The sequence below is a fragment of the Citrobacter amalonaticus genome (assembly GCF_037053465.1).
Taxonomy (GTDB): domain Bacteria; phylum Pseudomonadota; class Gammaproteobacteria; order Enterobacterales; family Enterobacteriaceae; genus Citrobacter_A; species Citrobacter_A amalonaticus_H.
Genome location: NZ_JBALIF010000008.1, coordinates 192,309 through 205,287 on the forward strand (window position 1 = coordinate 192,309; position 12,979 = coordinate 205,287).

Here is a 12,979-nt window from a genome sequence, read left to right on the forward strand (position 1 = left end):
GTGCAATTGCCCCTTCTGTTTTTTCGCTAAACTTCTCGCGTTAAGTGCCGATACCCTCTCCATTGGTTCTTATTCAAAAGGAAAATGTAATGGCGAGTGTTAGCTCTCTTGGCGTCGGTTCGAATCTGGATCTGAGTGCGCTGCTGGATAAATTAAATGCCGCAGAACAACAAAGACTCACTCCGTTAACCAGTCAGCAGACCTCTTATAAAGCGCAACTGACGGCCTGGGGCGTGGTAAAAAGCGCGCTGCAAAAAGTGCAGACCGCCTCCGATGCTTTAGTCAAAGCGGATAAAATCGCCACCACGGCGGTCACCAGCAAAAACACCGCCTTCAGCGCAACGGTCGAAGGTGGCGTGCCTGCCGGTAATTATTCGATTGAAGTGCTCAAAATGGCGCAGTCACAAACGCTGACATCGCAAGAGTTCACCAGCAGTAAAGATAAAATTGGCGGCACGACGACCTCGGACTCTCGCACCATTACCATTAGCCAGCCGGGCCAGAAAGAACCCATGACCGTCACGTTAAAAGACGATCAAACCTCGCTGACCGGGATTCGTGACGCCATTAATAAACAAAATGGCAGCGTCACTGCCACGATTATTAAAGCAGATGACGACTCTTACTATTTATCACTGACATCCAAAGACACGGGTGTGAGCAACGCGATGACGGTCACGGTCACCGGTGACGATACCCTGAAGCAGAAACTGGCTTATGACCCGACAGCGACATCTGGCAATGGCTTAAAGCAGACGGTCCAGGCCTCTGACGCCCAGGTCAAAATTAACGATATCACCATCACCCGAAGCAGCAATACGATTAAAGATGCGCCGGAAGGCCTGACGCTGACGCTGTTGAAAGAAACAGAAGCCGACAAGCCTGAACAGCTCACCGTGACCCGTGATAACACGGCGATGAAAGCGGCCATTCAGTCTTTTGTCGACGCCTATAACTCATTGCAGACGACAATTGCTTCACAAACGAAATACACCGCCGTCGACCAGGGCAGTGACAGCCAGGATGCCAGCAATGGCGATCTGATGGGTGACGGCACGTTGCGTAACATCCAGACGCGTTTACGCTCGATGGTCATTAGCGCACAGCCTTCTGACTACGCGACGCTCTCCTCTATGGGGATCACCCAGGATGTCAACGGTAAACTGACCGTCGACAGCACCAAACTGGATAAGGCGCTGAATGACAAACCGGGCAGCGTGACGGAATTCTTTGTCGGTGACGGTGAAAAAACCGGATTTGCCGTCCAGACCAGCGGACTATTGAAACAATTTTTGGCCAATGACGGCGCGGTTCAAAGTGCGACGGACGGTATTAATAATTCGCTGAAAAAACTCAAAACGCGCATTGATGACACGACCCTCAGCATTAACAACACCATCGAGCGTTATAAAAAGCAGTTTACGCAACTCGATACGCTGGTGAATAAACTGAATAATACCGGTAGTTATTTGAGCCAACAATTTACCGCTATGTCTTCATCGTAAGGATTTTTGCATGTACAGCCGTGCAGGTATTCGCGCGTATGCGCAGATCGAAGTGGAGAGCGCCGTGATGAGCGCCTCCCCTTATCAACTGGTAAACATGCTTTTTGATGGCGCACTCAGCGCCTTAAAAAAAGCGCAGATTTTACTCGAACAGGGTGATATTCCCGGCAAAGGAAAAGCACTGTCCAAAGCCATTAATATCATCACTAATGGCTTACAGTCCGGACTTGATCGCAGTGTCAATCAGGAATTATGCGATAACCTCGATAACCTGTATGACTATATGACTCGCCGTTTATTACAGGCAAACTTGCATAATGACGCCTCCGCCATTCTCGAAGTTCATGCCCTGTTAAGTAATATTTCAGAAGCATGGAAAGAAATTGATCCGTCATATTCAAAAGCACAGGATATAAAATAATGAGCGCTTCCTTTTCATCCTTGCAGCAGTGGCTACAACTTCGTTCTGTGAGCCAGCAAATGCTCAGGCTGGCTACTGAAAGTAAATGGGATGAATTGGTCGAAGGAGAGATGGAATATATTCGCCTGGTCGAGTCACTGGCGCTTGATCCAAATCCACCAGGCGATCCCTCAACACAAAGTCAAATCAAAGAATTGCTCCGCACCATCATTGATAACGAGAATGAAGTGAAACGATTACTGAATATTCGGATGGATGAACTGAAGGTGCTTATCCAGAACGGCAACCAACAAAAAACGCTGACCTCCACCTACAGCAATCTTTCCGGCATGCTGCTGGTGCCCGATGTCCCCACGTCTCAACAATAATTCCCGCTACGTCTGAAAAAATCTTCCATACTCCAGAGGTTCTCTCAACGACTTCTGGAGCACGGAAGATGAAAAATCCCACTTTATTGCAGTTCTTCCATTGGTATTACCCGGACGGCGGCCAGCTATGGCAGGAAGTCGCGGAACGTGCGGATGGCCTTAATGATATCGGTATCAATATGGTCTGGTTGCCGCCGGCGTATAAAGGCGCATCAGGAGGCTATTCCGTCGGCTATGACTCCTACGATCTGTTTGATCTCGGTGAGTTTGACCAGAAAGGCACCGTTGCCACCAAATATGGCGATAAAGTCCAGTTACTGGCTGCGATTGGCGCGCTAAAGAGAAATGAGATCGCGGTCCTGCTTGATGTGGTGGTGAATCACAAAATGGGAGCAGATGAGAAAGAGGCCATTCGCGTGCAGCGGGTCAATGAAGACGATCGCACGCAAATTGATGATGAGATCATCGACTGCGAAGGCTGGACGCTCTACACCTTCCCCGCCCGCGCCGGGCAATACTCGCAGTTTATCTGGGATTTCAAATGCTTTAGCGGTATTGACCACATCGAAAATCCCCACGAAGACGGCATCTTTAAAATCGTCAACGACTATACGGGCGAAGGCTGGAACGACCAGGTCGATGACGAAATGGGGAATTTTGACTATCTGATGGGCGAAAACATCGACTTTCGTAATCACGCCGTCACCGAGGAGATTAAATACTGGGCGCGCTGGGTGATGGAACAGACCCAGTGCGATGGTTTTCGCCTTGATGCGGTGAAACATATCCCGGCGTGGTTTTACAAAGAGTGGATTGAACACGTGCAGGAGGTGGCGCCAAAACCGCTGTTTATCGTGGCGGAATACTGGTCCCATGAAGTGGACAAACTGCAAACCTATATCGATCAGGTGGAGGGCAAAACTATGCTGTTTGATGCGCCTCTGCAACTCAATTTTCATGAAGCCTCACGCCAGGGGCGTGATTACGACATGAGCCAGATCTTCACCGGAACCTTAGTGGAAGCCGATCCGTTTCATGCCGTAACCCTGGTCGCCAATCATGATACGCAGCCGTTGCAGGCGCTGGAAGCGCCGGTGGAACCCTGGTTTAAACCGCTGGCGTACGCGTTAATCCTGCTGCGGGAAAACGGTGTGCCCTCGGTTTTCTATCCTGACCTCTACGGCGCGCACTATGAAGATACCGGCGGCGACGGAGAAACCTACCCCATTGATATGCCGGTGATTGAGCAGCTTGATGAACTCATTCTGGCACGCCAGCGTTTTGCGCACGGTGTTCAGACGCTCTGGTTCGATCATCCCAACTGCATCGCCTTTAGCCGCAGCGGTACGGACGAAGATCCCGGCTGTGTGGTGGTGTTATCCAACGGTGACGACGGCGAAAAAACGCTGACGCTGGGTGAAAACTATGGAAATAAAACGTGGCGAGATTTCCTCGGCAACCGCGACGAGAGCGTGGTCACTGATGAGAACGGCGAAGCGACCTTTTACTGCAACGGCGGCAGCGTCAGCGTCTGGGTTATCGAAGAGGTGATGTAGACATCGCCCCGACAGCCTCTCACTGGCGGGGCAACGTTTCAGGGCAGTGGCGTTGGCAGCGGGGATTTCTCCAGCGCTGCTGCGCATTCTACAGTGGGGCGCGCCACGCGTTGCAGGGTCATACCATCATATTCCAGCGTATTGCCATCACGATCGATTTCGTAAAGCTCGCGTTTTACCGTGACGTTGGTTAAATCGCCCGACAGCATCGTCAGCTTACCCGGTAAGGCTATCACCCGCTGCCACTGGCGGCAGTCCAGGGTATCGCCCTCTTTGGTCACTACCAGACTGGCAATCGCTTCCGGGCTTACCAGCTGGCGCTGAGGGCCGTTGGTCTGCCAGTACCCTTCCAGCCCTGCGGGAGCGGGCGTTTTGACCACACTATTGTAATTTTCCACTTCGGCGCATCCTGCTAACGTCAGTAATGCTCCAATGATTGCACATTTTTTCATCATTCATCCTGCATGCGAAGAAAAAGGGATTGTGGCATTAAAGCCCCGATGCCGCCAGCGTTTCACCACAACGACAGAACGTTGATCCATTCGGTATTACTGCTTAATAGTACCAGGCAAAAAAAGCAGAGTGGTGTACTATCCGCATTCTTGTTTCACACCTTCTGAGTTCAGAGGCAAAAACACATGTCATGGCAACAATTCAAACAAGCCTGGTTAATTAAATTCTGGGCACCCGTTCCCGCAGTCATCGCGGCGGGCATTCTCTCCACTTACTATTTCGGCATCACCGGCACCTTCTGGGCCGTCACGGGTGAATTTACCCGCTGGGGCGGGCAAATCCTGCAACTGTTTGGCGTCCATGCGCAAGATTGGGGCTACTACAAGCTCATTCATCTGGAAGGCACGCCGCTCACCCGTATCGACGGGATGATGATCCTCGGCATGTTCGGCGGTTGTTTTGCGGCAGCGCTGTGGGCGAATAACGTCAAACTGCGGATACCACGCAGTCGCGTACGTATCATGCAGGCGGTGACTGGCGGAATTATCGCCGGTTTCGGCGCACGTCTGGCGATGGGCTGTAACCTTGCGGCCTTCTTTACCGGCATTCCGCAATTCTCTCTCCACGCCTGGTTTTTTGCGCTGGCAACGGCGATCGGTTCCTGGTTTGGCGCGCGCTTTACCCTTCTGCCCCTGTTCCGCATTCCGGTCAAAATGCAGAAAGTCTCCGCCGCTTCACCACTGACGCAAAAGCCTGAACAGGCGCGTCGACGCTTCCGTCTGGGGATGGTGGTTTTTATCGGGATGATCGGCTGGGCGCTATTCACCGCCATGAACCAACCGAAACTGGGACTGGCGATGCTGTTTGGTGTCGGCTTCGGTCTGCTGATTGAACGCGCGCAGATTTGCTTTACCTCCGCGTTTCGCGATCTGTGGATCACCGGGCGTACACATATGGCAAAGGCCATCATCTTCGGGATGGCGGTAAGCGCAATCGGTATTTTTAGTTACGTTCAGTTGGGTGTGGAAGCCAAAATCATGTGGGCTGGCCCCAATGCGGTGATCGGCGGTCTGCTGTTTGGTTTTGGTATCGTGCTCGCAGGCGGATGTGAAACTGGCTGGATGTACCGTGCGGTGGAAGGCCAGGTCCACTACTGGTGGGTGGGATTAGGCAATGTCATCGGCTCAACCATTCTGGCGTACTACTGGGATGACTTCGCCCCGGCGCTGGCCACCAACTGGGACAAAATCAACCTGCTCAACACCTTCGGTCCGCTGGGCGGTCTGCTGGTAACTTACCTGCTGCTGTTTGTCGCGCTGATGCTAATCATCGGCTGGGAAAAACGTTTCTTCCGTCGCGCCGGGCTGACCCCTGCTAAGGAATCCGCATGAAAAATATCGTTCCTGATTACCGTCTGGATATGGTCGGCGAACCCTGCCCTTACCCTGCCGTTGCGACGCTGGAGGCGATGCCGCAACTGAAAAAAGGCGAAATTCTGGAAGTGGTCAGCGACTGCCCCCAGTCAATTAATAACATTCCGCTGGATGCGCGCAACCACGGTTACACCGTTCTGGATATTCAGCAGGACGGACCGACAATCCGTTATTTAATTCAGAAATAATGGGTTGCCGGATGGCGGCTACGCCTTATCCGGCCTACAGACGCATGCAACGTAGGCCGGATAAGCGCAAGCATCATCCGGCGATAACCACTACACCTGCATGCTCATCACTTCCTGATACGCGGCCATCAGTTTATTGCGCACCTGAATCCCCATCTGCATTGAGACTGAGGCTTTTTGCATATCGGTCATCACATCGTTGAGCGCAATACCCGGTTCACCCAGCGTAAATTTCTCAGCCTGTACGCGTGCTGCCGTTTGCGTATCACTGATGCGGTCCAGCGCCGCATGAAGTTGACCGGCAAAACTGACGGTCGGCTGTGGCATCGCCTCTTGCGCTCTCGCGCCCATCGCCGTGGCCTGGAGCTGGCTGATAACCCCTTCAATCCCCTGTATCGCTGACATGATAATCCTCTGGATGGTTTTTTACGCAGCAGAGATTACCAGTTTGTCAATAAGATAAAGGCGCTAAATAACGCTATAAAACCCCGGTTTTTCGCGCATAGAAAAAAACGAAACCGCAAATAATGAGACCGTCAATTTTTCGATTTTGCTGACCCGGGAGTGAGTCTTGTTCCACTTTGCAAATAAAGCCGCCCATCAACAGTCACGAGGTGCGAGATGAACGCGACTGCATCGGCTGCAACCCAACCTAAACCTCTCGAGTGGCTGAATCGCCTGCGCGCGAATCCCAAAATTCCTCTGATCGTTGCAGGTTCTGCCGCCGTCGCCATTATCGTGGCGATGGTGCTGTGGGCCAAAGCGCCTGATTATCGTACGCTGTTCAGCAATCTCTCCGATCAGGACGGCGGCGCCATTGTCACCCAACTGACCCAGATGAACATCCCTTACCGCTTCTCTGAAGGCAGCGGCGCGATTGAAGTCCCGGCCGACAAAGTGCATGAACTGCGCCTGCGTCTGGCGCAGCAAGGGCTGCCAAAAGGCGGCGCCGTGGGCTTTGAGCTGTTGGATCAGGAAAAATTCGGCATCAGCCAGTTCAGCGAACAGGTCAACTACCAGCGGGCGCTGGAAGGTGAACTGGCGCGTACCATCGAAACGCTCGGCCCGGTAAAACGGGCTCGCGTGCATCTGGCAATGCCAAAGCCCTCGCTGTTCGTGCGTGAGCAAAAATCCCCTTCCGCGTCTGTCACGGTCAATCTGGAACCCGGTCGCGCGCTGGATGAAGGCCAGATAAGCGCAGTGGTGCATCTGGTATCCAGTGCGGTCGCCGGTTTACCGCCGGGTAATGTCACGCTGGTCGATCAGGGCGGTCATCTGCTCACCCAGTCAAATACCAGCAGCCGTGACCTGAACGACGCACAGCTCAAATATGCTGCCGATGTTGAAGGCCGCGTTCAGCGCCGTATTGAATCTATTCTGTCGCCCATTGTTGGTAACGGGAACGTTCATGCGCAGGTCACCGCGCAGCTTGATTTCGCCAATAAAGAGCAGACAGAAGAGCAGTATCGACCGAATGGCGATGCGTCTCAGGCCGTACTGCGTTCACGCCAGGTGAACGAAAGTGAGCAAATCGGCTCCGGTCTGCCGGGAGGCGTACCGGGTGCGCTGTCTAACCAGCCAGCGCCGGCAAATACCGCGCCGATCACCACGCCGCCAACGAACCAACAAAATACACAGCAGCAGACCGCCACGAGCACAACGGCCGGTCCGCGCAACACTCAGCGTAACGAAACCAGCAATTACGAAGTCGACCGAACCATTCGTCACACCAAAATGAACGTGGGCGATGTGCAGCGCTTATCTGTGGCGGTCGTGGTCAATTACAAAACCTTGCCGGACGGTAAACCGCTGCCGCTGACCGCCGATCAGATGAAACAGATTGAAGATCTGACCCGCGAGGCGATGGGCTTCTCTGATAAACGCGGCGACACCCTGAATGTCGTCAACTCACCGTTCAGCGCCACCGATGACAGCATTGGCGAGCTGCCGTTCTGGAAACAGCAAATTTTCATTGAACAACTGATCTCCGCAGGCCGCTGGCTGCTGGTACTGTTGGTAGCCTGGCTCCTGTGGCGTAAAGCGGTTCGTCCGCAGTTGACGCGCCGCGCCGAAGAGGCAAAGGCCGCCCAGGAACGTGCGCAACTGCGCCAGGAGACCGAAGAAGCTGTTGAAGTTCGCCTCAGTAAAGATGAGCAAACTCAGCAGCGTCGGGCGAATCAGCGTCTCGGTGCGGAAGTGATGAGCCAGCGCATTCGTGAAATGTCAGACAACGATCCGCGCGTCGTCGCGCTGGTCATTCGCCAGTGGATGAATAACGATCATGAGTAATACCCTTTCCGGTACCGATAAAAGCGTCATTCTGCTGATGACCATTGGCGAAGATCGCGCGGCGGAGGTGTTCAAACACCTCTCCCAGCGTGAGGTACAGACCCTGAGCGCGGCAATGGCGAACGTCCGCCAGATCTCCAACAAGCAGTTAACCGACGTGCTGGCCGAGTTCGAGCAGGAAGCCGAACAGTTTGCCGCGCTTAACATCAATGCTAACGAATATCTGCGTTCGGTGCTGGTGAAAGCGCTGGGCGAAGAGCGTGCCTCCAGCCTGCTGGAAGATATTCTTGAAACCCGTGATACCGCCAGCGGGATTGAAACGCTCAACTTTATGGAGCCGCAAAGCGCCGCCGATCTTATCCGCGACGAGCACCCGCAGATCATTGCGACAATCCTGGTGCATCTCAAACGCGGCCAGGCGGCCGATATTCTGGCGCTGTTCGACGAGCGCCTGCGCCACGATGTGATGCTGCGTATTGCCACCTTCGGCGGCGTACAGCCTGCCGCGCTGGCAGAACTGACCGAAGTGCTCAACGGTCTGCTCGACGGTCAGAACCTCAAACGCAGCAAAATGGGCGGCGTAAGAACGGCGGCAGAAATTATCAACCTGATGAAAACCCAACAGGAAGAAGCGGTCATTACCGCAGTTCGCGAATTCGACGGCGAGCTGGCGCAAAAAATCATCGACGAGATGTTCCTGTTCGAGAACCTGGTGGATGTCGACGACCGCAGCATCCAGCGTTTGCTCCAGGAGGTGGATTCCGAATCGCTGCTCATCGCCCTGAAAGGCGCGGAACAGCCGCTGCGCGAAAAATTCCTGCGCAATATGTCGCAACGTGCAGCCGATATTCTGCGCGACGACCTCGCCAACCGTGGCCCGGTCCGTTTGTCGCAGGTGGAGAACGAACAGAAAGCGATTCTGCTTATTGTGCGTCGTCTGGCAGAAACCGGCGAGATGGTAATCGGCAGCGGCGAGGATACCTATGTCTAACGAACTGCCGTGGAAAATCTGGACGCCGGACGATCTCGCCCCGCCGCTGGCTGAATTTGTGCCGCTGGAAGCTGACGCAGCCTCTCAGCCAGAAGCAGATGAACCAGAACTGAGCGCGGAAGAGCAGCTTGAACAGCAGCTCGCGCAGTTGAAAATTCAGGCTCACGAGCAGGGTTATCATGCGGGCGTTGCAGAAGGGCGAAAGGCCGGTCATGAGCAAGGCTATCAGGAAGGTCTGGCGCAAGGGCTGGAGCAAGGTCAGGCACAGGCGCGTTCCCAGCAGGCACCGATTCACGCGCGCATGCAGCAACTGGTCAGTGAGTTCCAGAACACGCTGGACGCGCTGGATAGCGTGATCGCCTCCCGCCTGATGCAGATGGCGCTGGAAGCCGCGCGTCAGGTCATTGGCCAGACGCCCGCCGTGGATAACTCGGCGTTAATCAAGCAGATCCAGCAGCTTTTACAGCAGGAACCTCTGTTCACCGGCAAACCGCAACTGCGGGTTCATCCGGATGATTTACAGCGCGTCGAAGAGATGCTGGGAGCGACTCTCAGTCTGCACGGCTGGCGTCTGCGCGGCGATCCTACCCTGCATCATGGCGGCTGTAAGGTCTCCGCAGATGAGGGCGATCTGGACGCCAGCGTCGCTACCCGCTGGCAGGAACTGTGCCGCCTGGCTGCGCCGGGAGTCGTCTGATGACCTCACGTTTGACGCGCTGGTTAACCACGCTGGATAACTTCGAAGCCAAAATCGCACAGCTTCCCGCCGTTCGTCGCTATGGACGGCTGACCCGCGCCACCGGTCTGGTTCTTGAGGCTACCGGGTTACAGTTACCGCTGGGTGCAACCTGTGTGATTGAACGCCAGGAGGGGAACGAAACCCGCGAAGTCGAAAGTGAAGTGGTAGGTTTTAACGGCCAGCGTCTGTTTCTGATGCCGCTCGAAGAGGTGGAAGGCATTCTCCCCGGCGCGCGCGTCTATGCCAAAAATATCGCCGGTGAAGGCTTGCAAAGCGGTAAACAACTTCCGCTGGGCCCGGCACTTTTAGGTCGCGTGCTCGATGGCAGCGGCAAGCCGCTCGACGGCCTGCCCTCCCCCGACACCACCGAAACCGGCGCGCTGATCACCCAACCGTTTAACCCGTTGCAGCGTACGCCGATTGAGCATGTGCTGGATACCGGCGTGCGGCCGATTAACGCCCTGCTGACCGTCGGTCGCGGTCAGCGTATGGGGCTGTTTGCCGGTTCCGGCGTCGGTAAAAGCGTGCTGCTTGGCATGATGGCTCGCTATACCCGTGCGGATGTCATCGTGGTCGGACTGATCGGTGAACGTGGGCGCGAAGTTAAAGATTTTATCGAAAACATTCTGGGTGCCGACGGGCGGGCACGCTCTGTGGTCATCGCCGCGCCTGCGGATGTATCCCCGTTACTGCGCATGCAGGGTGCCGCTTACGCCACCCGTATCGCAGAAGACTTTCGCGATCGCGGTCAGCACGTACTGCTGATCATGGATTCTCTGACGCGCTATGCGATGGCCCAGCGCGAAATCGCCCTGGCGATCGGTGAACCACCGGCCACCAAAGGCTATCCGCCATCGGTGTTCGCCAAACTGCCCGCGCTGGTTGAACGTGCGGGAAACGGGATCCACGGCGGCGGCTCAATTACCGCGTTTTATACGGTGCTCACCGAAGGCGACGACCAGCAAGACCCCATTGCCGACTCGGCGCGCGCCATTCTTGACGGCCACATTGTCCTGTCACGTCGTCTGGCAGAAGCCGGACACTATCCCGCCATCGACATTGAAGCGTCGATCAGCCGGGCGATGACGGCGCTAATAACGGAACAACACTATGCCAAAGTGCGTCAGTTCAAGCAGTTGCTGTCGAGTTTTCAGCGTAACCGCGATCTGGTCAGCGTTGGCGCATACGCGAAGGGCAGCGATCCCATGCTTGATAAAGCCATCGCGCTGTGGCCGCAACTGGAGGCGTTTCTCCAGCAAGGTATTTTCGAACGCGCGGACTGGGAAGACTCTCTCACCGCGCTCGATCTGATTTTCCCGACGGTGTGATGAAGCAGGAGGGTAAGGATCATGGCAGAACATGGCGCACTGGCAACACTCAAAGATCTCGCCGAAAAAGAGGTAGACGATGCAGCGCTGCTGTTAGGTGAAATGCGTCGGGGTTTCCAACAGGCAGAAGAGCAGTTAAAGATGCTGATCGACTACCAGAACGAATACCGCGACAACCTCAACAACGATATGAGTCAGGGGATTGCCAGTAATCGCTGGATTAACTACCAGCAATTTATTCAGACGCTGGAAAAAGCCGTTGAACAGCATCGCCAACTGTTAACGCAGTGGACGCAAAAAGTGGATGTGGCGCTGAACGCCTGGCGCGAAAAGAAGCAGCGGCTTCAGGCCTGGCAAACCTTACAAGACAGGCAAAACGCGGCGGCTTTACTGGCTGAAAACCGCCTGGATCAGAAAAAGATGGATGAATTTGCTCAGCGTGCAGCAATGAGGAAACCTGAATGATCACCTTGCCACAACAGGTCACAACCGACACCGACCTTATCTCTGGCTCACCCTCCGGGAAAACGGCGGATCCCGCCGGAGATTTCCTGGCGTTGCTGGCTGGCGCGTTAGGCGCAGGCGACGCCCAGGGTAAAGCGGCGCCGCTGACCCTGGCTGATTTACAGGCCGCCAGTAGCAAACTACAAAAAGGATTACTGCCACAGGACGGTGAGACACCCCATGCCGTGAAGCTTGCCGATCTGCTCGCTGCCAAAGACGGGCAATCTGCCGACATACAAAAAGGGCTAAGCGATGCACAAACGTTGCTGTCTGCCCTGACGCCCGCGCAGAAAAACAGCGCGCTGTCGGCCCTGAGTCACGCCGTGCAAAAAGAAGATGAAAAATCCGCGCTCAGCGATGACGATCTCGCCAACCTGAGCGCGCTGTTTGCGATGCTTCCGGGTCAACCGGGACTCACGACACCGCCGGTGCCCCCCGGTGAAAAAGTAAGTGCGCTGAGCGCCGCTCCCCGTTCACTCGCGCAGGATGCGACCAGTCCGTTGACCCGTGACGATGCAAAAAAGAGCAAAACAGACAGCGCGATGCCGGTAATCGCTGTGGAAAGTGCTAAAGGTCAGGCGGTCACTACGCCTGTGGTGGCCACCGCTGCCGCCAACGCGGAGATCGACAGTCCCCCTTCCCCCGTGACGCCAGGCATCGCGATGACCACGGCCACGCATTCCGCCTCACAGCCGCCGCCCACCAGCGCCGCGCCGGTTCTGAGCGCGCCGCTGGGCAGTCATGAGTGGCAGCAGTCGCTGAGTCAGCATATTACGCTGTTTACCCGTCAGGGCCAGCAGAGCGCAGAACTGCGTTTGCATCCGGAAGAGCTCGGCCAGGTGCAAATCTCGCTTAAACTTGATGATAACCAGGCACAGTTGCAAATGGTCTCAGCCCATAGCCATGTACGCGCTGCGCTGGAGGCGGCCCTGCCGGTACTGCGCACCCAACTGGCGGAAAGCGGTATTCAACTGGGTCAAAGCAGTATCAGCAACGAAAGTTTTGCCGGACAGCAGCAGTCCTCTTCCCAGCAGCAGCACTCAGCGCGTATGCAGGGACAGGATCTGCGCGCCGCTGAAGATGAAAGTGAACTGGCGGTTCCCGCTTCGCTCCAGTCTGTCGCTCGCGGTAACGGCGGCGTCGATATCTTCGCCTAACGCCAGAGGTAGCACGATTATCCCCGTCTTTTCCACGCTTTGCCGTG

Annotated in this window: 14 protein-coding genes; 12 read left to right on the forward strand and 2 right to left on the reverse strand. The window is 55.3% G+C overall.

Features of this window, described 5'->3' with window-relative positions; translation table 11 throughout:
* The first annotated feature begins 89 nt into the window (after positions 1-89).
* The 4 genes from fliD (at position 90) to amyA (ending at position 3,850) form a co-directional block, all read left to right on the forward strand.
* Positions 90-1,505 (forward strand): flagellar filament capping protein FliD, encoded by a 1,416-nt coding sequence (gene fliD / locus WB371_RS15385; RefSeq protein WP_336220914.1) that lies wholly within the window; start codon positions 90-92, stop codon positions 1,503-1,505.
* A 10-nt stretch (positions 1,506-1,515) separates the two neighbouring features.
* A complete protein-coding gene (fliS, locus tag WB371_RS15390) occupies positions 1,516-1,926 on the forward strand; it encodes a flagellar export chaperone FliS (RefSeq protein ID WP_336220916.1) in 411 nt (136 codons plus the stop codon).
* Positions 1,926-2,294, forward strand: coding sequence for a flagella biosynthesis regulatory protein FliT (gene fliT, locus WB371_RS15395; protein WP_336220917.1), 369 nt, complete (start codon positions 1,926-1,928; stop codon positions 2,292-2,294). The genes fliS and fliT overlap by 1 nt, the downstream gene beginning before the upstream one ends.
* A 68-nt stretch (positions 2,295-2,362) precedes the next feature.
* Positions 2,363-3,850: an alpha-amylase gene (gene amyA / locus WB371_RS15400; RefSeq protein WP_336220918.1), complete on the forward strand. Its 1,488-nt coding sequence runs from the start codon at positions 2,363-2,365 to the stop codon at positions 3,848-3,850.
* A 38-nt stretch (positions 3,851-3,888) separates the two neighbouring features.
* On the opposite strand, the gene yedD is transcribed toward amyA, so the two are convergent.
* On the reverse strand, positions 3,889-4,302 hold the full coding sequence (gene yedD, locus WB371_RS15405) for a lipoprotein YedD (RefSeq protein ID WP_336220968.1): 414 nt from the start codon (positions 4,300-4,302) through the stop codon (positions 3,889-3,891).
* A 186-nt stretch (positions 4,303-4,488) separates the two neighbouring features.
* On the opposite strand from yedD, the gene yedE reads away from it, so the two are divergent.
* Together yedE and yedF are read left to right on the forward strand one after the other, a co-directional pair.
* A complete protein-coding gene (gene yedE, locus WB371_RS15410) occupies positions 4,489-5,694 on the forward strand; it encodes a selenium metabolism membrane protein YedE/FdhT (protein WP_336220920.1) in 1,206 nt (401 codons plus the stop codon).
* On the forward strand, positions 5,691-5,924 hold the full coding sequence (gene yedF / locus WB371_RS15415; protein ID WP_000790504.1) for a sulfurtransferase-like selenium metabolism protein YedF: 234 nt from the start codon (positions 5,691-5,693) through the stop codon (positions 5,922-5,924). The genes yedE and yedF overlap by 4 nt, the downstream gene beginning before the upstream one ends.
* A 90-nt stretch (positions 5,925-6,014) precedes the next feature.
* Here the strand turns inward: yedF and fliE are convergent, their stop codons facing one another.
* Positions 6,015-6,329, reverse strand: coding sequence for a flagellar hook-basal body complex protein FliE (gene fliE, locus WB371_RS15420; RefSeq protein WP_336220922.1), 315 nt, complete (start codon positions 6,327-6,329; stop codon positions 6,015-6,017).
* Positions 6,330-6,545: 216 nt separating this feature from the next.
* On the opposite strand from fliE, the gene fliF reads away from it, so the two are divergent.
* From fliF to fliK, 6 genes are read left to right on the forward strand one after another with little or no spacing between them, the layout of a single operon-like run.
* Entirely contained in the window at positions 6,546-8,213 is a 1,668-nt protein-coding gene (fliF, locus tag WB371_RS15425) for a flagellar basal-body MS-ring/collar protein FliF (RefSeq protein WP_336220923.1), read from the forward strand.
* A complete protein-coding gene (gene fliG / locus WB371_RS15430) occupies positions 8,206-9,204 on the forward strand; it encodes a flagellar motor switch protein FliG (protein WP_336220924.1) in 999 nt (332 codons plus the stop codon). The genes fliF and fliG overlap by 8 nt, the downstream gene beginning before the upstream one ends.
* Positions 9,197-9,901 (forward strand): flagellar assembly protein FliH, encoded by a 705-nt coding sequence (gene fliH, locus WB371_RS15435; RefSeq protein ID WP_336220925.1) that lies wholly within the window; start codon positions 9,197-9,199, stop codon positions 9,899-9,901. The genes fliG and fliH overlap by 8 nt, the downstream gene beginning before the upstream one ends.
* Positions 9,901-11,271, forward strand: a complete 1,371-nt coding sequence (gene fliI, locus WB371_RS15440) for a flagellar protein export ATPase FliI (protein ID WP_336220926.1) — start codon at positions 9,901-9,903, stop codon at positions 11,269-11,271. Before fliH ends, fliI begins: the two co-directional genes overlap by 1 nt.
* A gap of 21 nt (positions 11,272-11,292) precedes the next feature.
* The gene (fliJ, locus tag WB371_RS15445; protein WP_336220927.1) at positions 11,293-11,736 is read left to right on the forward strand and encodes a flagellar export protein FliJ; all 444 of its coding nucleotides are present in this window, start codon (positions 11,293-11,295) and stop codon (positions 11,734-11,736) included.
* Complete coding sequence (gene fliK / locus WB371_RS15450) at positions 11,733-12,932, forward strand: flagellar hook length control protein FliK (RefSeq protein ID WP_336220928.1); 1,200 nt, start codon at positions 11,733-11,735, stop codon at positions 12,930-12,932. The genes fliJ and fliK overlap by 4 nt, the downstream gene beginning before the upstream one ends.
* Positions 12,933-12,979 lie beyond the last annotated feature (47 nt).

Bases quoted from the DNA above. Each gene is read 5' to 3' on its own strand.
- fliE (WP_336220922.1), bottom strand. From the start codon at position 6,329: ATGTCAGCGATACAGGGGATTGAAGGGGTTATCAGCCAGCTCCAGGCC.
- fliD (WP_336220914.1), top strand. From the start codon at position 90: ATGGCGAGTGTTAGCTCTCTTGGCGTCGGTTCGAATCTGGATCTGAGT.
- fliK (WP_336220928.1), top strand. From the start codon at position 11,733: ATGATCACCTTGCCACAACAGGTCACAACCGACACCGACCTTATCTCT.
- amyA (WP_336220918.1), top strand. From the start codon at position 2,363: ATGAAAAATCCCACTTTATTGCAGTTCTTCCATTGGTATTACCCGGAC.
- fliT (WP_336220917.1), top strand. From the start codon at position 1,926: ATGAGCGCTTCCTTTTCATCCTTGCAGCAGTGGCTACAACTTCGTTCT.
- fliS (WP_336220916.1), top strand. From the start codon at position 1,516: ATGTACAGCCGTGCAGGTATTCGCGCGTATGCGCAGATCGAAGTGGAG.
- fliI (WP_336220926.1), top strand. From the start codon at position 9,901: ATGACCTCACGTTTGACGCGCTGGTTAACCACGCTGGATAACTTCGAA.
- yedD (WP_336220968.1), bottom strand. From the start codon at position 4,302: ATGAAAAAATGTGCAATCATTGGAGCATTACTGACGTTAGCAGGATGC.
- fliH (WP_336220925.1), top strand. From the start codon at position 9,197: ATGTCTAACGAACTGCCGTGGAAAATCTGGACGCCGGACGATCTCGCC.
- fliJ (WP_336220927.1), top strand. From the start codon at position 11,293: ATGGCAGAACATGGCGCACTGGCAACACTCAAAGATCTCGCCGAAAAA.
- fliG (WP_336220924.1), top strand. From the start codon at position 8,206: ATGAGTAATACCCTTTCCGGTACCGATAAAAGCGTCATTCTGCTGATG.
- yedF (WP_000790504.1), top strand. From the start codon at position 5,691: ATGAAAAATATCGTTCCTGATTACCGTCTGGATATGGTCGGCGAACCC.
- fliF (WP_336220923.1), top strand. From the start codon at position 6,546: ATGAACGCGACTGCATCGGCTGCAACCCAACCTAAACCTCTCGAGTGG.
- yedE (WP_336220920.1), top strand. From the start codon at position 4,489: ATGTCATGGCAACAATTCAAACAAGCCTGGTTAATTAAATTCTGGGCA.